Origin of the sequence: Desmonostoc muscorum LEGE 12446, assembly GCF_015207005.2 — a bacterium.
GTDB lineage: Bacteria > Cyanobacteriota > Cyanobacteriia > Cyanobacteriales > Nostocaceae > Nostoc > Nostoc muscorum.
In genome coordinates this window covers 64944-87951 of record NZ_JADEXS020000002.1, presented here as the reverse complement: position 1 = coordinate 87951, position 23008 = coordinate 64944, and the positions used below count along the sequence as shown (strand labels likewise).

Below are 23008 nucleotides of genomic sequence, written 5' to 3'. Positions count from 1 at the left end.
TCCTTAATGCAATTTCTAGATATATCAACTTGCAATCAGGCTACTTTCAGCCTGTTGGCAATCGTTACTTTCTTGGCGATCGCCTTCTTTTTGCAGAGATGCTCCGCTTTGGTGCAGCTTGTCCGCAGGAGTTACAGGTGGGTGTAGCCAATCGCGCAATGCTGCGGTTTGATGTATCTCTCGACCAATATGCTTAAACCCTCTGTTTTCCTTCAAAGCCGGAATGTAAGCATCTGTAAACGCTCTCAGTCCTAACAGATTGCCTTTAGCGGTATCTGGATACTGAGCCATCACCCGTTCTCGTGCTTCCCGTTCATCCTGGTTATTGGCAACACTGGCCAGCATCATTTCGGCAGGGTAAAAGCGGGTACGCCAGAATCTACCACCTGTTTCTACTAGCCAACAAGAATAAAGGTCGCTGGTACGGGGCAAAAATGCTTCAGTCGCATTTTGACTGATAATATTGACGGGATAGCCCAGATACTGTTGGAAAGAAGCAATACCGCTACTGGTAATACGTCCGGTAATCCGGTAGGTCATGTTCTGCATAATTTGAGCGCCTGTAGAACACTCGCAAATGGTATCCGGGTCTTGGGACATCAACAGAACAGCAATGCCTTCTTTCCTTCCCGTGGCACAGGTTTCGCCTATAATCTGGGCAAAGCCATCTTTACGTAACAATACGGAAAGCTCATCGCCAATAAACAAACTCTTAGGATGGGATAGTGCATTACGGATACAAGCACTATGGGCGTTAATTGCCATCAAGTAAGCATCCTGTTCGTTACTTAATCCACTGAGGGCAAAGAATTTAATCGCCGGTAATGGGGAAAAAGTGCTGGGACGAGCGATCGCTTTTCCCAACCTAGATGCGAGTAAAGCGCTAACCTGATTTTGGATTTGGTTGAGTGCCTGTCGGTCAATGTCTTCAAAGGATCTCAGATTGAGGCGCTCTCTAGTACAGAACTTGACGAAATCTGGTAGCGTGGGTATCTGCTGCCATTCTGGTGAAAGCCAGCCCATCTCAAAGGCTCGGTTGTAGCGAGTAATAATTTCTGGGTCTTTTAGAAATACGTCCAAAGCTTTGACTAGCAAGGCATCAACCCGTTGAGCTAGATGGGGGTTTTCGACTTTACCCATTGCGATCGCTGTTAATGCTTTGCGAATAAAATCCTTCCACGATTCCATGCGTCGTTCCCGTTCTGACTTGTCGAAGCGTCGCAAATCTGGCGGTTCCAGTAGGTTACTGCTGCCACTGGAAATATCGTAATATGCCCCTTGTTCGCCCAAAAGCTCAATTGCCGTCTTGAAAGTGCTGTTACCACTGGCAGAGATATCCATACCAACTACGGGAATATTGTTCGCTAATGCCTCTAGAGCAAAGCGCCATCCCAAAACGCTCTTTCCTGAGCCGGAAGTACCTGTAATTAGAGCGCGTCCAATCTGCTGGTGAAATAAGTCAACATAAATAGGCTTGCCACCACGACTGGTAAGGAATTCTACACCTTGTTTATCGATGTCCTTGGGGACAGTTAGGGGCATAATCCCGGCTACAGTATGAGTATCTAAAGTTATTCTGCGTTCGCTGAGATTGCCTCCGTGCAGCAACCATTTGCAGGTAATCGGCAGGGTTTGCAGCCAAATTTCCCAAGCAATATTACGCTCTCGAATTACTTTGGCAGTCTCAAAACTGTTAGCTAACAAGTTGCAAGCGTGGGTTAACTCTTGGGCGCTGTGACGATAAACTAGAAATACAGGCGCACAGTGCAATGCTTTCGTGCCTTCATAAAGTCGTCGTTGAGCTTCAAAGGATTCCTCCTGTTTGATTTCCGCTCCAACGTCCCGTCCCTGTCCTTTGGTTATGGCTAAAGTGCGGGCTGTTTTGGATTGTTTTGCCTGACGCGCCAGGTTGTCTTGGATGAAGAAGTCATTGCTGCGGCTGATTTCAATCCAAGCTTCTGTATCATGGACGTAGCTGGAAGCAAGGATTTTCCAGACCCACTTTAGCTGCTCTTGGGCATTAGACCAGCCGACGGGGGGATCTGTTACAACCATGACTCCACAAACCTTGCTTTTACCTGTCAGGTAAACTCGGTCATTATCTCCCCGATGTTCGGGACAAGCGGAACGTCCTTGTTGTCCTTCAATCAGTAATGTACAGATGTGCTTGTCGGTGGTTAGGGTTTCTGTTAACTCTAGTCCCGTCTCAGTCTCCTTCAGTGTAATGACTTGGGGAATAGGAGGTGCTGCACCCTCATTAAATCGATTCCAAAGCCACTGCCACAAATCTGTAGCATTGCAAGGTGTTACCTCTAAGCCAATTTTGGTATTGAGCAGCAATTCCCACTGAATGAATCCTTGCTGAAACCCTTGCAGTAAGAGCTTTTTGAAAAACTCTTCTTGGTAAATGCGTTTGTTCCCTGTAATCAATTCAACTGCCCAAGAGCCGAATTTTCTACATTTTTCAATCAGTCCACCCACAAAATCCTTTTGCTGTGAACCAGCTTCATCATCGCTCGTCCAAGTACAGAAGGCAATTTGATTCCAGATTTGGCGAGAACCTGCTTCCTTGAGTTGTTCCACCCGCAATTGCTCGTTGCGAAGCAGCACAGAAACTGGTTTCAAGTGGCAATCGTCTGCTAAGGCAGTAAGCGGGGTTTGGCGTTTGTGGGGTACTCCCTTGGTAGAGCCTGTCCGTAGGAGATATGACTCAGTATCATCACTATAACAGCCTGTACAAAAAGTAATTTTTTCACCGGGCGGTAGTTCTTTCAAACCCTCTTCAATAGAGTGGGCAAATTCGCTGACCTCATTTTCATGTAGTATGTCATGCAGTCCAGCGATGCGAAACCCAAACACGAGTTGATACTGAGAGTTGCCTTTATCCAATAACAAGGCAGCCACTTCACGATCATCTTTCTTAATTTCTGCAATACAGCAGATGTTTACCTCATTTTGGAAGGGCATGAGCTTACTTTTGCCTCCATATTGATTCGGTACAATCAGCGGCTTGAATCGGATTTGCACTTGCGAGTCTGCGTAACGCCGACGCACCCACCAGGGTCGATATTCGGGAATCGGTGAGATGTAAATGCTGTTACTGTTGCACCACTCTGTTCCCGGTGGATTACGCCATCGATCTAAAAACTGATGGGGCTGTTTGCCTGTGAGAATCCACCAGCTGATAATTAGCCAGAATGAGGTAGCAAAGAACCAACCCATACCCAAACTGAGTAAACCATTGGTGAGAACATAGCAAACTACAATGATGGCAATCCAAGGAAGTAGCTGTTCAGCCGGAATTGGCCCAATGCTGGCTTGTTTGCCTAGAATCCGATTGACTTTGATGAATTCTCGATTGTCTTGTGCCATATTTTTGTAATTCTCTGGTGCTGCATTAGTAGTCAGTCAACCAAGGAGTGACAAGTGAAGATAAGGGGGAGAATAGGACTTTTCTTCTTGTCATAAACCTCTCAAAGTTGTCTAGATCAACTATGCTCATCCCCCACTGATGAATTCTGACGAATGTTTTCTGACTTCTGAATTCTTATTTAATGGGTATAAAATTCAAGTTGGGTTTACCTGATGGCTGATGTTGTTCCTGCGCCATTACCGACAAATATGAAAGTGATGACATCAATGGCAATAACGATGGAGAATGCTAAACCAACTTGAGTAACAATTGGTCGCCAGTCGTTACCTTGCTGGGCTTGGTTATAGGCAAATAGAGAAGCAGCAGCAACCAGCAGCAAGAATGCACCTCGGATGAGGTTAAATGTCAAACCAACAACGTTGGCATCCAAAGTGCTAGTGGAACCGCCTCCGGCTTGGGAACTTTGTTGGGCTAAATTGTTGAAGAAGCTTTCCAACCCGCTTAAGAAAATAGCTTGGGCTGGAGTTGTAAAGGTATCGAGTAAAGCGGTAACAGTGATAATGGCGGCAACAATATGCCAGAAGCGGATTTTTCTACCTAAATACTTTTCTAGAATTGGTACTGTCCTAATTACATACCCAATACTCAAGAAAACAATGGTGGCACATCCCAAAATAGTGACGAATATGGGTTTGGTAGCTAACAAATAAATTCCAATCGCAAGACATAGTAAAATGAAAAGTAAGTCTATGCGGTTGATTTTCAGGTTTCTCAAGTTGGTTGAAAATTTACGAGATGGCAGTAGTTTTAACTGAGAAATGTGAGATTTTGTATTGTTCATTTTTCTCTTCTCGTTTGTAGAATTAAACTTGCATTTCTGGTTTGCTGGCTTTTCTTTGAGTTTGTTTCTGGCGTTGCCTTGCAGTATCTTTATCAGTCTGAGCTTGGGTAGAGCGAGTTGATTGCTGATTGTCCAGTAGCGTTTCTATCTCACGCAGGGGGATGCTACACTGCAAAATCTCCGGGGGCTGCCCTGGTACTAAAACGGCATCAAGCACTTGTTCATCGTTACGATTAGGGTTAAATCCTTGAAGTAGCCGTGTATCATTGGGCAGTTTTACTACTTCAAACTCGTACTTGACTTTGCCCTTTTCAGTCCAGGTGAAGGTCGGTTCATCGTTGCTGTTAAATCGGTTAGGTAGTTGTTCTTGAAATTTTTGAATTAATGCTTGGGTACTGGCTTTGAGGGCGTATTCTTCTTTCGACTGTGGCAGTTTGCAAATGCCCGTTTTTTCATCAGGACTGAGATTGTCTTGTGCGATCGCCCACTGTCCCTGAATGCGAGTACCAGCAAAGAGTGTTTCACCTTGGGTATTTTCTAAGGCGATCGCTACGCCCCCCGCAGACATCGCTACCTGCTTGTCCTGTGCTTTTACCCATAAAGTTTTGTTACTGGAAATGGCGATACCTGCTTGGGGTGATTGGTCAAATAACTCACCAGCAACTTTGGCAAACCCCACTAAAGCATCGGCACAGACAGCTTGTTGTTGCTGTGCTTGGCGTTTCGTCAGATGTTCTAAAATGTCAACATCTGCTGGTGGCTGGTTAGCAGAGTTAGGTTGGACAATATCTGCATCAGTTTTTGACTCAACAACAGTAGAATTATTCTGTGGTGCTGCCATCTGTTTTTCCAATCGGCTAATTACCATTTCTAAACGGTCAAGTCGCTTGGAAAGAACTTTCAGGTAGGCTTCAATTTGGTCAAGCTGTTCGCTGACGCTGGCATCCTTATTTAATTCAAATGGTTGAGATTGATATTTGGGGTCTAGCTTGTCACCAAGATTATCTACTTTCGAGCCGATTTTGGTAGCAGCTACAGCCAGTGGATTTTCTGCGGCTGATTCTTCAGATACAGTTTGAAAATCTTGAGACTTTTGAGACTCTGGTGAGTCCGGCTTTGCTTCTTGCAAGCGACTGGCTATGTTATCTACGCGGTCATTCTGCTGTTGCAGTTCTTTGAGAATTCGTTCAAGCCGCTTTTCATCAGCTTCAGCTGCTAGCTGTTCCAAAACTCCCTGTCCCACCGCAATTCCCAGAGATGCCAGTTGACCTGTTAAGCCTGCCAAATTCACCCCATTCACTTCTCGTCCGTTGGTGGCAGCTGTGGCACTTAAACGCGAAGCTTCGTCTAGAGGCTCTCTGGATTTAGAGTTTTTGGCAGCAGTTTTATTGGTATTAACTCTGTCCTGAGTTTTAGGTTGTGTTTTAGGCTGAGACTTACTTTGGGTTTTAGTTGAAGTTTTGGCTTGAGTTTTATGGGCTGCGCTAACACGACTAACAGATGGCTCGTCTTCTTCACCTAAGTCATCTAGGTCATCAAGTGTGGTGTTGAAATCGTCATTTAATAGGTTGTCTAGTTCGTCGTTTGTATCATCTATTTCTTCATTTTCTTCATCTAAATCGAGCAGGTCATCTTCTAATTCATCATCGAGATCGTCTAGTTCTGTTTCAGCAAAACCGCAAATTTCAGCAATGTTAGAAGGGGTGAAGTAGTTTTCATCTTTGCTGGTAATTCCTTCTAGGTTTTTAATCAGGTACTTGCCACTGGTTCAGGGCAAACGCATCTAAATATTGACGAGCCTGGATCATGATGAAATACACCAAGACTCAAACTACATAAGACTTTGAGGAAATTAAATCTCACTCAGCATGAAAATGATAATCATTGTGAGGGGGAGTTAGAGGCAGCCGACGGCTGCCTGAATTTTCACGGTCAGTTCTCCACTTAAGAGCGTAGGTTTTCTCACAGTCTGATTCTCAATAGTTTTAGATTAATGACTAGGAATCACGGGAATATCAGCGCAAAGAAAAACTCAATTTATGCGATCGCTACCGGGAAGGGGGGTTACGCCATCGCTAACTGATTAAAGTGACTTTTACAAATGGCGTGAAAAGTCAGGACGGCTACCTGTTAAGGAATATGGTATTCTTGCAGGAACTCCAAAGAAGAATTTCATTCATTCTTATTCGCCTCTCTATGAAGCTAAAGCCAAAAATCACAATTGCTGACCATTTTTTGGAAATACAAGACCCACGAATAGATCGCACAAAGCGTCATAACTTAATCGATATCATGACGATTGCTATTTGTGCAGTAATTTGTGGTGCCGATGGCTGGGTGGCAGTTGAAACATACGGATGTGCGAAGTATGAGTGGTTAAAAACATTTTTAGAATTACCAAATGGCATTCCATCTCACGATACATTTGCACGAGTTTTTGCACAAATAAATCCTCAACAATTCGAGTCATGTTTTATTAATTGGATGAAATCAATAACTAAGATGACTAATGGTGAAGTTGTCGCCATTGATGGTAAAACCTTACGCGGTTCTTACGATAAAAGTAGTGAGCAAAGTGCAATCCAAATAGTAAGTGCTTGGGCAACTACAAGTAAATTAGTATTGGGACAAGTTAAAGTTGATAAAAAATCAAATGAGATTACAGCAATCCCAGAATTATTAAAAGTCTTGGATCTATCTGGATGTATTGTCACGATTGACGCAATCGGTTGTCAAAAAGAAATTGTAAGAGTAATTACAGAGCAAGATGCGGATTATGTAATTACGTTAAAAAAGAATCAAGGAAATCTTTATGATGAAGTTGAAAAATTATTCCAGTCAGGGATAAGTACAGATTTTGAGGGGATTGAGCATAGCACATATAAAACAGAAGAAAAAGGGCATAGTCGTCATGAAATCCGCCACTATGTGATGTTATCTCAGATTCAGTCTCGACTTAACCCAGATTCAGTTTGGTCAAAGTTTAATAGTGTTGGTATGGTAGAGTCCGTCCGTTCATTAGAAGGTAAAACGACAGTTGAAACTCGCTATTTTATTAGTAGCCTAGAAGATAATGCCCAACAGTTTGGTAATTCTATTCGCAGTCATTGGGGAGTTGAGAATTCATTACATTGGGTATTGGATGTCGCCTTGAAGGAAGACGACTGTCGGATTAGGAAAGATAATGCTCCAGAGAATTTTGCAATTCTCAGACATATTGCAGTCAATCTTTTAGGTCAAGAGAAGCGTGTAAAACGTGGAATAAAAAACAAACAGTTTCTTGCTGGGCTGGATAACAATTATTTAGCAAGAGTTTTAGCATTAGCATAAACTAATATATCAGAAGTTAATTTTAAATATTTAGGAAGAATTTCACTTTTCCTCTAGATAAACATAGTTTTATAAACTCGAATATTGAGTTATTTTAGTATCAATAAATAATCATTGAGCTTCCGATAAGGTAATTCATGCTTTTTGAGAATACTTCATTTATTTTATTTATCATTTTATGAATTTTTACAATTATCTATGTCATTTTGAAATCTCTCTTAGTTTTTATTAGTAAATAAGGTGCGTTTCCCCTAGCCACTGGTTCTGTGGTTCGGATCGCTGGTGAGGTAGAAGCGATAGCCTCTAATCTCGTCATCATCTCCACCTCCTACACAGAGTTCTACTGTGATGGGGGCTTTACCTGATTCCTGGCTGTAGTTTTCTACATAGGCTTTAAAGTCCTCGTGGGACTGGATAGAATCATCTTGAATTGAGGATGCGATCGCTTTATCCAATGTGTTTTCAATATGGCGGAGTTTGCGGCGATCTGTCAGGTTTTCCCATGAGCGATTTTGAGAATTTTGTCTTTGCTTAGGTTTGGTCAGTGTTTTGGTAGCCATAGGTACTCAAAGCTGATTGCCTTAAGAGTTAACCTAACAAGACTTTATCTGGAAACAGCTAGACCAAATGGCGATTTATAGATTATCCAGTTGGCTATTAAAAAAATTATACTAAGATAATATTCAATTCTTACATTAAAGATGAGTAATCTACTTTCAGATTCACTGCGACAACTTAATGCTTCAGGAGACAACGGCTTTGAGGGGCTAATTGCTAGATTATTAGAAGATTTAACTGGACGACGATTCTATTTGGCTCAATCAGGTTCTCAAGAGGGACGCGATATGAGTTCTCGTGATTATGGCTCAAATGTTTTAGCAGTAGAATGTAAACGTTACAAGAAAAACACAACATTAGATCATAGAGAGCTATCTGGAGAGTTAAGTCAAGTTCGGAGGTCAATTCCAGATTTAGATATTTGGCTACTGGTTGCAACTCGTGATGTTAATTCCACATTAATTGATAATTTAACTCAAGAAGCTATAAATTTAGGTATTCACTTTGAATTAATTACTGAAGAGATCGAAAAGCCAGATCAATTGGAGGTATTATGTGCTAATTCAATCAATACAGTGAACAATTTTTTCAAGGATATTTTAACAGATAGTCAATTACAAAACTTAAAACAATTTTTAAAAAACATCATTAATCATCCTCAATTTCAGCAAAAAAAAGAAGCATTAAAATTTCGGCTTTGTTCAGAGTTAATAGGTTATGATAACTGGAGAGCAAAACGAAATCAGCAATTATTAGAATATTTGAAATCAGAAAAACAATCTCGTTCTGCTTTTGGACAACCTATCAATATTTTCAGTAAAAATCTAAGATTTATTACAAGAAAAGAACTGCTAGAACAATTAGATATCTGGTATTCACGATGGTCAAATAATAAAAAAATATTTACACTTTTAGGTGAAGAAGGTGATGGAAAAACATGGGGTATAGCTCATTGGTTAGGCTTAAAATTACAACAAGATAATGAATTCCCTGCTGTTATTTTCTTAACATCAAATAAAATTAGTAGCAATAAACCTTTAAATCTCTTTTCTGAAATTATAACTAGTGATTTAAACCTACAGAAAGAAAATTGTATAAAACGTATCCAACGTTGGGTTAATAATTCAAATAATACACCCAAACTACTACTTGTATTAGATGGTGTTAACCAACATTATGATCATTTATGGTGGAAAAATCTTTTAGATGAGCTTTGCGGAGATCAACAGTTTCAAAACGTAAGAATAATAATTACTTGTCGTACTGAATATTGGCGACGAAAATTTGATCATATTAGTTATGTACCAACTCATAAATATACTATTCAATCTTATAATAATGATGAATTAACAGAAGCATTAAAATCCCATGGATTCAGTCGTTCAGAGTTTTCATCAGAAGAATTATTAAAACTACTCCGTAAACCACGCTATTTCAATCTCATGCTCAAACATTATAAAAGTATTGAAATTAGTGGCGACCTAACTGTTGAACGTCTTATTTATGAAGACTGGAAAGATAGATTAGAAACAAAAAATATTTATTTAGATGATCAACAATTTAGAGGCTTGATTAGAGATTTAGCAGAAAGAGTCAGAGAAACAAATAAGCAATATCTAAAAGATAAAGAGATAGAAGATAATTTATCTTTTGTATCTAACAGAAATGAGGTTTTTCAAGAGCTTACAACTGGGGGTATCCTAAGAAACAAAGATAGCAAAAGCAAAATTAATCCAGAATTTTTACATTATGGTTTCGGTCTATTATTGGTTAATCAACTACAGGAAGGTATAGAGGAAAGTGATAAAGATCCAGAAGAAATAATTGCCGAATGGATAGAACCACAGGCAGAAATGGATATTAAAGCAAAAATCTGTCATTATGCGAGTTTAATTGCTCTTACTGATCCTAAACTCCCACCTATAGCAAAAGCTTCTTTACTGAAGGCATGGATCAATAATCTTAATCCAGGACTAGATGCTGCAAAAGAATTTATTGCATATTTACCTTGCGATTCTCGTGCTTATATTGAATTAGCAGAAATTATAGGTTCTGATACCTTTGGAAATCCTTGGGCAGAAGAATTAATAAAACGTGCTTTCATGAAATGGAAAAAATATCCAAATATATTAGATAAACTTTCATTAGCACTAGAGAAATGGTTAGGATTTTTACGTTGTGATGGTTTTTCAAATCAGCGTCATCCTTCAGTGAGGATAGAGGAGATTAGACGCGAAATTAATGAACGAGTAGGACAAGAATTAAAACCTGGTTTTTTTAAATTTCACGGTTATGAATTAACAGTGATTGAAGATGTGATAATTGAAGACGACGGATTACTTCGTCTTGGAAGATTTGCATTAGGATTAATCATCTATCTACCAATACAAAATTTTGTTAAAACTATTGTCACAGGAATAATAGCTGAGGAAATTATGGGTTTTCCTGGCAAAAACGATTTATTTAATTGGGCATTCCGTTCTGCTGCTCAATCAATATGGAATGAAATTAAATTAGAGGTTGAACATCTTCTGACATCACAAAGTTTGGTAGCTAAAAAGGCTGCTTATCGTTTGCTGTTATACGAAGGAAGTAAAGAGGCTTATGAAATTCTACAAACATTGGATAAAGAAATCTTGGCATTTAATCAACACACATACGAATACGATCCATGTAATTTTCAATGGACTCAAGATAACTATGAAAATTGTCTTAGTAGGACTGACTTGAGACCTGAATTGATAGCTTCTCGTATAAAATCAATTTGTATTAATCCAGAGTTAGTAGTTCCCGATGATCTTGGACAACGCCTAGAAGTTTTAGTAGAACAAATTTCTATCAACTCAATTTCATCTACATATCTTAGTGACTTAGATGATCATAAATTTGAGGAATTTGAGCCTGCTCTGTGTGCCTATGCACCAAAGGCTATAGCTAATTTAGTCAGACAAATTACACGAAATATCACCCAGCGAACAGGAATAAGCTTGCGACAATTGAGCTTTAATATTGTAAAAAACTATCTTATTCTTGGTTCAGAAAAAAAAGAATGTATTTATCAGGCTTGGCAGAATTTTGAGCAAAATTGTAATACAAGTAGTGAGTTAGACCATGTAGCTGAGGCTTATCTGTTTCAAATAGTTCTTAAAGAGTTAGATGCAGAACAACAATTAAATCATATCTTACAACGTCTTGATCCAAATTACGATTTTATATCTTTTGAGAAAAGTTTTAAACCAATTACTAACATAGAAATCGCATTTTTAAAAGTCAATAATCAGAAAAGTTTACAGCGCATACTTTGGTTTATTGCTAACAACAGAGAAATTTTACAACCAGAAGTAATAAATCAATATATTTACCCTCATCTTGAAAATGATGATAGCTTAATACGTTCATCAGTCTTAGAGATCATATATAAGTTCGGTGATAATGAAATTATCCAGAAATTTCTTAACTGCTCTTGGCAATGGAATTCTCAGCATCACCGTAGAGAAGATCACTGGGGGAGTCTTATTCTTGGAAAGTATGGTGAAAATTTGTCTTATTCTAGTCTTAACAACCGTATTCATCCAGCCTATCAAGGTTATGCTATTCGCTGTCGGGGAATGCAAGTAGAAGAAGTCCGACAATATGCAGATGATATTCACAAAATCTGGATCAGACTTACCACAGAAGTACCAAGACTACCAGATGATTTTCCCATTATTGAATTGAATATAACTAGTGATGATAATTTCGAGCAGTTTTATAATAAAATTTCTTTATCTGACGATAACTTTGTAGATTCTGTAACTTTTTCTTCCCGCAATATTGTTTGGGGAATAGCAGATATAAATAGCAGTAAAGACCAACTTACACAAATTCAAGATATTAATGCTAACTCAAGACTTAGAGAAGAGTTTAGGAGAATTTTGACTGAAGTACAGAAGGATCAGCTTGAATTTGGAAACTACTTTTTTTGTGAAATCCCTCCTAAAGATGTCATAGCAGAAATATCTCAGTATCCTAAGTTAGTTGATATATGGTTAACCCCTATAAAACCTGAATACGATAATAAGACAGCAGAGAAAATCATTCAGATAGGTAGTACCTTTTATTCAATTCTCTGCTCTGTTTTACTAGATGTAAACCACCCGCACGCAATAAATTTATATCATTACCTTAAAAATATTAATCGCAAAATCAGCCTAAAAAATTCGCCTACCAATATTTGTTTCCTAGATTATGCTCTTTTTCAAGTCATACCTAATGGCTCTATAGAAAATGAATGGCAGTCTCGGTTTGAGTCTTGTAATTCAGACCTAGAACTCATGGAAATGACTATTGCTGCTCAACAAGGTCATGCTTTGAATTGGTTAAATTCTTATATAAATACTAAACTTAATTCGTCTGCTCCTTTGGATTTCTCTCGTGCTGTAACGATTCTGGGATTTTTAGAAACCGATGATGCTTTTACTCGTCTTAGTCAACTTAAAGAAGAACAACCAAATACTTGGAAAAAGGAAATAATAAATATATCGCTCAATCGTTGGCAAAGTAATTCGTGGGCTAAACAGTGGTTTTATCTCTTTATGAATACAGATGATCGTCTAATGGCGTGGAGCTATTTTAGGTTATTCTTACGTTGTGTAGATAAACGATTCTGGCTATGGAAGGATAAACTTATTTGTAATTCTTCATCTAATAATTTTCACCAACTTTATCTTATTTTCTTTGAAGAAAACATCAATAAAATTGAGAACTTTATCAGAAAATATGAAAGGGATCTAGAAAAATATTTTCTCTGTTATAGACTATCTCAAGAATTATTGCAAATATCACATAAATAATTTATACTGTGTTTTATCAAAGTACCATTTAGCAGAAAGAAAAGCCAAAATTGCCACTTCTTGGTTAGGGGTGGATTTATGATCATCAAATTCTTGTTGGTTCATTAGTTACTCTTTTTCAATTCAACTCCATATCATGATGGCTAATACAGTGTCCATTATTTGAAAACTCTTGTTTTTTATTAACTAATCGCTTCCTTTCTAAAACCATATCCTCTAACTCACTTGCGGCTACTTCTGAAAGTGGAAATATCTCCTCACCCGTCTGTAGATTACCTCGGCAAATCGTCCGCTTACCTTCATTTCGGACAATAAAATCACCACTGGGTTGCACATAAGCAGTCCAATGGCTACCAATTTTAAACTGCTCAATTTCATTACTTGCAGATTGATTGGCTTGTCGCTGTTCATAGGTAGTAGCGATCGCTCCTACCAAATTATCAAACATTTCTTTACGCCAGAGTTCACGGTGAATGGCTCGGAATTGCCCAGCAGTATCTAACTTTGGTTCTGATTCCGGTAATGGAACTTCTGGCAGATTGATTGACTCAGGATTAACTTTGAGGATAACACTAGAGCCATCTGGTTGCAAAGTAGCTGCAAATGTAGCACCAATCGGCAGTTTCGGACTGTCAGGAGCAAAAGTGCCTAAATTCTTACCATCAATCTGTAATATCGGTGTACCGTTGTAACGATAAAACTCTGGATGAGATTCGGGTAACTCAAAAACTCCCACTTCCAAAGTAACGCTGCGCTTTTTCCATTGCTTACTAGAAAAGTTTTCATTGGCGAAGTGATTGTATTTGATACCCAACACTTTAATTTCATCAAACTGAAAATTTTGAAGCTGTTGACATACTTCCTCTGTAAACAGGTTATATGCCAAAGCACCAACACCTGAATCCTGACGTGATGTTGCCCAACTATGATCTGCTGGAGGAATAATTCTCAAATCCTTCGGAATATTAAGTTCATCTAAATCGTTAATGTTTTCGCCAAATTTAGCTGCTAATTTATCAACTACTTTGGGGGATAAGTCTTTCAAAGCAAATTCAATCAGAGGTAATTGAGGATGAATTGTGGCATCAAATTTAATTCCCTTTTGTTCTAAAGATTCTTTCCATTTAATAGCACCTGCACCAAAAGGAACACTCAAAACATAAATATCCTGTGGTAATGCAACACTTGGCAGTTCATAATCGTGCTGAAACGAAAACGTAATTTCCATCTGTTCTGCCAGCTTTAAACAGTCTTTGCGATGCCGATCTAATTCTGGACGGGTGTGTTGTGTGTGCCACAGTGCCGCCGCGCCTTCTCTGCGAGACGCTACGCATTGACTGAGCCTGTCCCCAGGATTTACAAACCTCTCTTCTGGACTGGTGAATAATTCATCAATTTCCGCCCGATAGCTTTCGTAGAGCTTCCCTAGTTCCTCATTAAAGGCTTCCCTGTCATCTCCCACCCGTTCCTTAATTTCGTCTCTAGCTTGCTGAAACCTTGTTTTCAATTCCTCCGCCCATTCCAAGGCATCTACAGATAACGTCTCTTTGGGAAACAGGTAGCGAAACTCATGCCTATCTCTGCTGCGAATGCGTGTTGGTTCCCACACAGGATTGACTACAACTCTTGCAATGACGTTGATTGAGCCGGGAGCATCCGCAGGCATGGCAAAAGAGCGATAAAGCCGTTCATCTTTCTTAAAATCAAAGAAGTAACTAGGGTGAGACTCTGACCATTTTTTGGCATCGGCGAGTAAATTTTCCCCACCTATTTCTTTGATATCTTCCAATCTTTCTGCACTTTTGGGCGAATCTACCTCAACCTGAAGTGCTTGAAATAGACGGTTTAGTAGCTTCCTTTGTCGTCTGCCAAATCGCTCTACATTCTCCCCGTCTTGGGGCATCGATGACTGTACACGTCCAATATTTGTTGCTACCAGCCCTACTTTATTTTGACTGCTGGCAGCAGCAATCTCTGCTAAATTTTTGTATCTTAAGTTGCTTTCTTCGTCTGTGATTTCCGTATACGCCAGCTTAGGGCGTTGTTTAACTGGCTCAAATCTTCCCGGTTCACCTGCGCGGAGAGTTTCTTGAGCAATATTAGGTAGTTTACTAGCAGAACTGACCATTAATTGGTCGCCGTCAAAATCGGCTTGGTGGTATTCCTCGGCATCCTTGGGGTGAATCCAAACTACATTGCGAGTTTTTTTCAATTCTGGATCGTGGATGTTTTGGTAGAGGCGGATGTTGTCTGAGTTGACGATGGGGTAACGGGTGAGAATGACATCTCCTTCCGGTAGGTGGGGTACACAGATTGTGCCACGAGTTAGGCGATCGCATGGCATTGCCATACCTGAATTATGGTTGTATCCTCCCTTAATCGCTAAGTCACGCCATTGATTGGCTATGTAATCGGTAGCAAACTTGCGAAATTTGGGGGTTTCAATCAATTGACCATATTTATCGCTGCGTAATAGGGAAATCCAGCGAGATTCCTGTGCTTGATTGTTAGCATTACCCTCAATTTCGTTAAAAGCTTCTTCTGACTGCTCTTGCTGCGATGGCGGAACGCCCGCCGTAGGCGATCGCTGTTGTTTGTCATATTGTTGGATGATGTATTTTGCTAACACCAAGGGATTACGCTGTAACTCGGCAAGTTCTCTAGCTTTTTCTTCGGTGGGTTTGCTCAAATCTTGTTTGACTGCTTCTTCTGAGTACCAAATGGTAAATTGCCAACTATTATCGTAGCTGGTAGCTTTGGCGTTACCTCGATTACCGATTACCGCTTGGGGAAACTCATAGTCACCGCAGGTGATTAAGTTTTTGAGTTCTGACTTTTTAATGCCTTTAATTGAGGAACGATCCATAATAATGTCGTAGCCTTTAGCATCAGTCAAATTGGCATCGGGTAGGAAAGTACCTTTGGATAAGAAGCTGGTTTTTGGGCACTCGGAATTATCTGGTTCAGCCCAATTACTCCTCCAGGCAAACCGAAATTGGAATGGACAATTGCCTTCTCCTCCCAATTGTTTGGCAAGTTGAGGCGAAATCTTGCCGTGACAGTCTCCTGTTTTATAATGAGCATACTGCGGATCTTCAAAGTCCACAATTTTAACTCGCAGCCCTGTAAAAGTTTCTGAGCCTTTGTAGCAATTGCTAACTAGTAAAGAACCATAGCGACAGGCAGTATCCGGTTCTGTAGCGAATAAGCGTCTAATTTTTTTATGCAGTGAACCATCAGCAAAGTAATAACTATTGCCAGAACTGAAAGCTAACTTGCGTCGGATTCCATCCTGAAAGGTTCTTTGTCTTAAATGGTTGGCATCTGGATTTTTACTGTCAATTTTAACCAGTAGTAGAGATTGTAAATCTTCTGCTTCAAACATCTGTTCGAGCAGAGAATTTTTAATGATTTCTGGTTCAGATAAATATCTTCCCTTACCATTGTTATACGACCCATCAAAGATAGGTATACTCAGACCAGAACCTTCTAAGACTCTAGTGGTTAAATCCATTACCAATAATCTATTAGATAGCTTATCTAGCAAGCATGAGACTCCAATATTCACCTTGGCACGAAATTACACTCGATAAAATCATCCAAGTGGATAATTTACTGATTTCATGGCAGACGGTATTTTATAGGGTGTTAGCTCTGCTAGCAGACTTCCAAGAAAGTTAAATAGCTAAACAGCGCTTTTAATCGCATTATCATTTTTCCACTGTGTTACTTTTCCACTGTGTTACTTAAGCTACACAATTTTGAAGCTACCACTAGATTTTATGAATAAAAGAATTCAACGGCTAGAAGACGGTTTATTAGTAATGCTTTATGACGATGACCCAGATTCGCCAGGAGATGAGTTGATCGTTCCTTCTGATGATATATCGCAAGATGAGCATTACCCCGAATATGCTCATCTCAAACCTGGTGAAAGCATAATAATTAAGAAAAATCCTATCAACTCTACATCAGGTTCTTATTATCCAAGTGGATATGAAGATTTAGATGAATTTCTCAACAGCAATCCTGGGGCAATTGATCGACTAGGTGATGAAAGTTCAACTACTTGTGGTTGGCGACCACCTGAACCCGATGAATCTTGGTAAAACTTCTCTTAAGAGGCACGCATTAATAAGTTACCTTTTTGAATAACTGAAAACCTTGATTATCAGTTTTTTTGATAAAGTATGTAGGTTATTTAGGTACAAATTATTAAGCTCGATTTTCCAAATTTTTTATGCTGATAACATTTTTGAATAAGCTGTTTGCACAGGTAAATAAACTGTGAAGATACTGCCTTTCCCAACAGTCGATGAAACAGAAATATTTCCCTGATGGGCTTCAACAATTTGACGGGACAAATATAATCCTAAACCGTTCCCCCGACGTTGATGCTTGCCCTGTCGAAAGCGATCAAATAAAAGTAATTGTTCTTCTGGATTCATGCCAATACCTGTATCCTCTACTTCAATCGTTACCCCTTGAACAGTGGAATTGAGGCGAATTTCTACTGACCCAGCATCACTGAAGCGAATGGCATTACCAACTAAGTTAGTGAGGAGTCGGCGTAGTTCCAGGCGATCGCCTCTAACCCTAACTAAAGAAGCTTCAGTACCCTTTGTCAAGACAGCTTTGAGAGTTAAATGTTTAACATCGGCCAAAGGCATTAGTTCTTGCACTACTTGCTGACATAATTCCCACAGGTCAACCACAAAGAAATCCAAAGTTTTGCCTCCAGCTTCATACTGGTAAACTTCTAACAAGGTATCGACCATTGACAACAAAGTTTGGTTACTCTGAGCCATTTGTTCTAAAGATTCACGCATTGCTGATAAGGTATTGCCAAAAACACCTCTTTGCAGCAACTTTAGGAATTGGTCAGCAGCTATCAGCGGAGTTCGCAGGTCGTGAGTGAGGCGGGTCACAAAATCTTCCCGTCGCTGAATGAGTAACAGTTGTTCGTCCATACTGTGTTTCAGTCTCAGCAAAGCCCGCACCCTGGCCAGTAATTCCTTCTTATCTACAGGCTTGCGAATAAATTCATCTGCACCTGCATCTAAACCTTTGACGACACTTGATTTTTCAGAACCTGTCACCAGCAAAATTGGGATAAAAGGTAAGTTTGAATTGTGCTTAATTTGTCGCGTAACTTCGTAGCCATCCATATCCGGCATCACCACATCTAGGAGTACCAAATCGGGAGGAGATTCAGCAATTTTTAGCAATGCTTCAGCACCACTGTCGGCTATGATCACGTTGTATCCCTTCAGCTTTAAGGTGACTTGCAGCAAGCGGAGGCTGTCAGCTGAGTCATCCACCAGCAGAATTCTTTGGTTTCTTTGTTGTGAAGTTATATTCCAAGATAAAGTGTTCTTCATAAAACGCCTTTAATAAACCTAATCCCTTCCGAGTAGAGAAATAGAGTAGTCAAGCTGAATTTCGTTGGGGAAAGTGTAATTTAAAGCGCCATGCTAACCACTACGTGGCGATTAACATTCATCAAAATTTTCTAAAAATTAAGACATTGTTCAACATAATTACTAATTCGTAATACTCGCCTCCAGCGAGAAACAAGGTACGTAATTTGTAATTAATAAACTGCTTATAGTCTCCCATTTTTACAGGTCACAACCCTATGGTTGGGGTCTAGTTTTACATCCATAACGTAATTACTAATTCGTAATTACGAATTGTTAATCTGGCTATGTTATGTGTAAGAGCCAGGGTTCTCGGTTAGAAATAAGCTACATCCTCCTATAAGTGTGATGTGGATACAAGTCAGAATAAACTGTATTGGTTTCAGTTTAACTTCAGTACTTTTATATTTTTTTATACTTTAGGAAGATTTTTTCAGAGAATTTTCAGATTAAACGATGTCCATTTTGAACACCGGAGCTTTTTCAACAGCTAGTTGATATATGTAGCCCTTGATATATGAACTTTTCAACCAATACTGTAAAAACTACTGGTTTCAACCTGGATGAGGTTTAATAACATTGAAATGCCGCTTTGCATCTCAATAGCCACATTTTGGCTGAATAGCTAAAATTTTTCGTCCAATGGAGTAATCCTTTCCTTAAAACCATATTCGACAGTTAAAAAAGTATAGTTACCAAGCTGCTGAGGTAAATGATGGTAGATATTCGAGTAGCAATTATTGAAGACCATAGCTTAACGCGCATTGGAATGCGTAGTTCTCTCAATGAGCAAGAAGGTATTCAAGTCGTAGGTGATGAAGCTACAGCGTCCAATGGGTTGAAACTGCTCCAAAGTACAAAACCAGACATAGCGATCGTTGATATTGGCTTGCCGGATAGAGACGGAATATGGCTGGTGCAGCAGTTTCGGGAATCTCTAGTGTCGGAAACAGCAGCACAGACTAAAGTAATGATGCTCACTTCCTTTGCCAAAGAGCAGATGGTACTGGCAGCGTTTGCAGCCGGGGCAGACTCTTATTGTGTGAAGACAATTAAGTTCGAGTTGTTGCTGGAAGCGCTGCATATCACCCATGAAGGTCAGTCTTGGATTGATCCAGCGATCGCTCGTATTGTTCTCAAGCATACTCGTCAAGGAGCGGCGGCGACGGTAAAACCGAATGCTACTCAGACGGTGACGATCTCTGCAATTGACCCAGAGCAAGCAAGCATTCTACAAGCAGATCCACTGACAAATCGAGAATTGGAAGTCTTGGAGTTAATTGTCCAAGGCTATAGCAATAACGAGATTGCCCAGAAACTCTATCTCAGCTTGGGAAGTGTAAAAGTATATGTGCGTGGGGTTTTGAACAAGCTTTGTGCAAGCGATCGCACCCAAGCAGCTGTATTAGCGTTGCGGGCTGGTTTGCTCAATTGAAGTCACTGTACAGAAGCAACTGTACAGCGCTTGGTTGTTAACTTGAGAGGGGAGCGATGTCTACGACGGGCTATGACGCTCGATGACTCGCTACCGCTTCCCTATCGGCGTCGCACAGGAGTGACTCAGGAGAATTGCCTGCATAATACTGACTTGCGTTGTATACAGGGATTTTCCGCTACCACTCTCTAAGTCGAAATAAGTAGCAAATCGTCGTAGTTTCCCCGTCGTCAATTGCAGCAAATAATCAAATGCTTCCGCAGCAACTCGCTGGTTAATACTCAAGGACTGGCTATTGAGCAAGGCCATTTGTTCACAGGACAAGTTGTTGTCTGCCAACTCTTCTGGTTGTGAAACCAGTAGATCGGGTTGCTGTATAGTTGGCGCAGGTAAGCGAAAGCAGCCTAAAGCTTCAAAATCATAGTCGTTGGGGTTAGTAGACAGATGAGAACCTAATAGTACTTGACCACTACGCTTGGAGTTACCGCAATCCAAATGCCAAATGTGAGGCGCAGGGCGGTGAGTGTTGTGCTGAAGTACTTGGGTAATTGACTCTCTAGCTTTGGCATTATCTACGCAAGCAGTGACAACAATCAGCGTATTGTAACTGGGGAGAATCCATTCGGCTTGGAAAGGTTGAGCGATCGCTGTAACTTCCATCTTCCAAGCCAGGGAGTAGCGCAGCGCCAACGTTTTGGCTTTGTTGAGTCCGATTTCTGCATCACAGAAGCACTGGCGTAAAACGTTAGCTGACTCAACATGATCCGGGTCAACAAAGTAGAGTTTCACCTGTTTACCTTGCTGAGAAAGAACTCTGCCTAACCGAACCAAAGAAGGAGCCAGCCAAGAACCAGTACCGCCGCACCCAACTAGCCACAGTTCTATCTTCGAGTAGTTGACAGTCACGACAGGAGAAGCATTTGCCAAATCAAGATTTAGCTCCATAGTACGGTTGGTTAAGTTGATACAGGTATTGGTGAGGGAACAGACATTTGCTAAATTGAAATTTACCTCCATAGCTTTTCCATCAGATTTACAGGTGGTACATCGGTACTGTAAAATTTACAGCCAGATGAAAGTGAGACATCAACCATAAAAAAGTCTCGGTCAATGTCAAACACTGCTGTAGCAGGTACATCCCAACAGTGGCGAAACAGTCCAACCCGGATTTTAATCTCTGGTTTCAGTGTATTAACTCTACCTAGTACTCCATAAATGCGAAAGCCAGATTCGTCAGCATTATCGGTGGTAGAGAAAAAGGCAGGTAAGGAACCGTGGGAATGGATGTCTACAGCCGCTTTCTGGTGGGAAGAGTCACTGCCAGAATGAGTTGGCTGGCAGCTAGTTGGAGTGGGAGCAATGCGATTTTGTGAGGTCTGGTCAAAAACAAGCGATGCCTGCGGCGGGCGTAGCCATCGCTAAAAATTATATTTAGGTACAAGGTGATTTTATTTGCAAATAAAATACTGGTTTGCACAAAAATTCATCTTGATGAAATATCTCAAAAAGATTAATAGCAAGTCATTTGACGATTTTTTATAAAAATATCTGCAATCAGCCTTTCATACTTAGTATGAATTATGTCAAAAAGTAAATTAAAGGCAAGATTAAAGTATAAAATTTATCAAGCAGCTTGGGGTTTGATAAAAGAATTAAAGATAGAACCACAAAAATTATCCCAACTTCCAGCCATCCATTGACAACGCAGATGTAAGATAATTTCTGCATTTTCTTTCAACCAAAATTTACTGTTACCCTTGATTCTTAAGTTGACAACTTGACGAATTAAACTCTCAATTGCTCCACTACCTATTGGTAGTTTTTGGTCTAGTATCTTAGCGTAATTTAAACGCCTTTCACGATAGGCACGTAAAAGGTAATTTCTCTGTGTGACCATAGTTTTACAACGCTCTCCCGTAGCTTCAGATATAAATTCATCCATCTGCCTAATTATGGTCATGGCATTACTTTTTTTTAAAGTTCTCCGTGCTTTTTTAAACCAATTATTCCGCTCCTTATCATCACTAAACGCTACATCAGCAAATTTCTGTAGCCGTTCAGTAACATGGTAAAAATCAAATAATTGATAAGTCGCATCGGGAGATTTCAATTTCTTTAAAAGAGGGGGAATATGCTTCCAAATCCATTCAGCACCGTCAGCAACTAATAAAACTTGTTTTGCTTGACTAATTCCCAAACTAATCAGATGCATTTCTAAAATTGGCAAAAAGCCTTTATAGTCTTCATAAGTGCCATCATTTACAATGTTTATTTCGCCATTTTTAACTTTTTTACCCTGTTCATCAACCACATAAATTGTTAATAATTTTGGCTCAACCCATTCCCCTGTAAAGCCGTGCTTGTTTGTTTTGAGATTTTTTCTACCTTTTTTATTAATCCTAATTCTACTCCTGCCACCATCTACAGCAATCACAACTCTCTGGTCTTTAAGTATATTCCCACCAGGTAATTTACCTTGTTGCAAGTTAGATATTTTAGTTTGACGTAAATCAATGCTGATTTGACCAAATTTATATGTCAATCGTTCAATTCGTTTAAGACTAATATTAATTCCCCAATCACCCAGGATTGTATGTGCGGCTTCAAAAGAACTAGCTATGGCACCATATTTTGTAATATCTGACCAAACTAATGGGGTCAAGCCTTCTGACATTCCTAACCATTTTAGCAAGGGGCAGAATCCAACATTAGTAGATTTATTCTTCGCTTTCTTTTCTCTTTTTTGAACAACGTATGGTAATTTAAGATTTACTACAACATTACCTACTGTTAATATTTCCCTCTTCGTATAACCGTGTCTTTGTGTGTCGGTATGCCACCATCCTTTGGTTTGATTAATTGCTGTTTGATGAGCCGACTCTGATTGAGAAAGCTTATGCAATAATATGGCGATACATTGACCCGCTAAAACTAAGGCAGCCTGTCTAATTTTTTCTTCTCTTTCTTTAACTATTTTTCCAGACCACTCCTCGATATTTTTCAAATCTAAAAGGTTAGTCACATCCTTTTGAAAATCTGATAATGAATCGGCAAAATTTAAATTTGCAGATATATTTTTTTTCATAAAGGTAGATACTTCCTATTTCAAAACTATTCCTGAAAGGAAATTTTACCTTTTTTTCTAGTAGCAACAATGTACAGAAACTTTGTTTTTGGTAGCAGGTTGTATCTTCTAAGCAATATTGCTGCAACTTTTGT

General features: G+C 39.7%; 13 protein-coding genes. 5 read left to right on the top strand and 8 right to left on the bottom strand.

The genetic code is table 11. From position 1 onward, the window contains the following. Nucleotides 1-24: 24 nt before the first annotated feature. The 3 genes from IQ276_RS36655 to IQ276_RS36645 all read right to left on the bottom strand — a co-directional run bounded on the left by IQ276_RS36655 (nt 25) and on the right by IQ276_RS36645 (nt 5505). Nucleotides 25-3372 (bottom strand): putative type IV secretion/conjugal transfer ATPase, encoded by a 3348-nt coding sequence (locus tag IQ276_RS36655; protein ID WP_235116403.1) that lies wholly within the window; start codon nt 3370-3372, stop codon nt 25-27. A gap of 206 nt (nt 3373-3578) precedes the next feature. Continuing rightward, the gene (locus IQ276_RS36650; protein ID WP_193925351.1) at nt 3579-4214 is read right to left on the bottom strand and encodes a hypothetical protein; all 636 of its coding nucleotides are present in this window, start codon (nt 4212-4214) and stop codon (nt 3579-3581) included. Nucleotides 4215-4236: 22 nt separating this feature from the next. Continuing rightward, entirely contained in the window at nt 4237-5505 is a 1269-nt protein-coding gene (locus tag IQ276_RS36645; protein WP_235116402.1) for a hypothetical protein, read from the bottom strand. Between the two features lie 905 nt (nt 5506-6410). Between IQ276_RS36645 and IQ276_RS36640 the strand changes: the two genes are divergently transcribed. Next, on the top strand, nt 6411-7544 hold the full coding sequence (locus tag IQ276_RS36640) for an ISAs1 family transposase (protein WP_193925736.1): 1134 nt from the start codon (nt 6411-6413) through the stop codon (nt 7542-7544). Between the two features lie 251 nt (nt 7545-7795). Here IQ276_RS36640 and IQ276_RS36635 read toward each other — a convergent pair whose 3' ends face one another. Next, nucleotides 7796-8104 (bottom strand): hypothetical protein, encoded by a 309-nt coding sequence (locus IQ276_RS36635; protein WP_228043347.1) that lies wholly within the window; start codon nt 8102-8104, stop codon nt 7796-7798. Between the two features lie 141 nt (nt 8105-8245). Here IQ276_RS36635 and IQ276_RS36630 point away from each other — a divergent pair, with 141 nt between their 5' ends. Beyond that, the gene (locus tag IQ276_RS36630; RefSeq protein WP_235116401.1) at nt 8246-12934 is read left to right on the top strand and encodes an NACHT domain-containing protein; all 4689 of its coding nucleotides are present in this window, start codon (nt 8246-8248) and stop codon (nt 12932-12934) included. Between the two features lie 118 nt (nt 12935-13052). On the opposite strand, the gene IQ276_RS36625 is transcribed toward IQ276_RS36630, so the two are convergent. After that, nucleotides 13053-16448 (bottom strand): hypothetical protein, encoded by a 3396-nt coding sequence (locus IQ276_RS36625; protein WP_235116400.1) that lies wholly within the window; start codon nt 16446-16448, stop codon nt 13053-13055. 35 nt (nt 16449-16483) lie between these two features. Here IQ276_RS36625 and IQ276_RS40520 point away from each other — a divergent pair, with 35 nt between their 5' ends. Together IQ276_RS40520 and IQ276_RS36620 are read left to right on the top strand one after the other, a co-directional pair. Then, complete coding sequence (locus IQ276_RS40520) at nt 16484-16615, top strand: hypothetical protein (RefSeq protein ID WP_255264447.1); 132 nt, start codon at nt 16484-16486, stop codon at nt 16613-16615. Nucleotides 16616-16716: 101 nt separating this feature from the next. Then, entirely contained in the window at nt 16717-17043 is a 327-nt protein-coding gene (locus IQ276_RS36620; RefSeq protein ID WP_193918765.1) for a hypothetical protein, read from the top strand. 129 nt (nt 17044-17172) lie between these two features. Here IQ276_RS36620 and IQ276_RS36615 read toward each other — a convergent pair whose 3' ends face one another. Then, nucleotides 17173-18315: a hybrid sensor histidine kinase/response regulator gene (locus IQ276_RS36615; protein ID WP_235116398.1), complete on the bottom strand. Its 1143-nt coding sequence runs from the start codon at nt 18313-18315 to the stop codon at nt 17173-17175. A gap of 754 nt (nt 18316-19069) precedes the next feature. Between IQ276_RS36615 and IQ276_RS36610 the strand changes: the two genes are divergently transcribed. Further along, nucleotides 19070-19789, top strand: a complete 720-nt coding sequence (locus IQ276_RS36610; RefSeq protein ID WP_193925880.1) for a response regulator — start codon at nt 19070-19072, stop codon at nt 19787-19789. 90 nt (nt 19790-19879) lie between these two features. Here the strand turns inward: IQ276_RS36610 and IQ276_RS36605 are convergent, their stop codons facing one another. Then, nucleotides 19880-20806 (bottom strand): ThiF family adenylyltransferase, encoded by a 927-nt coding sequence (locus IQ276_RS36605; protein ID WP_235116397.1) that lies wholly within the window; start codon nt 20804-20806, stop codon nt 19880-19882. Between the two features lie 607 nt (nt 20807-21413). Beyond that, a complete protein-coding gene (locus tag IQ276_RS36600; RefSeq protein WP_193925627.1) occupies nt 21414-22874 on the bottom strand; it encodes an ISLre2 family transposase in 1461 nt (486 codons plus the stop codon). Nucleotides 22875-23008: the final 134 nt, after the last annotated feature.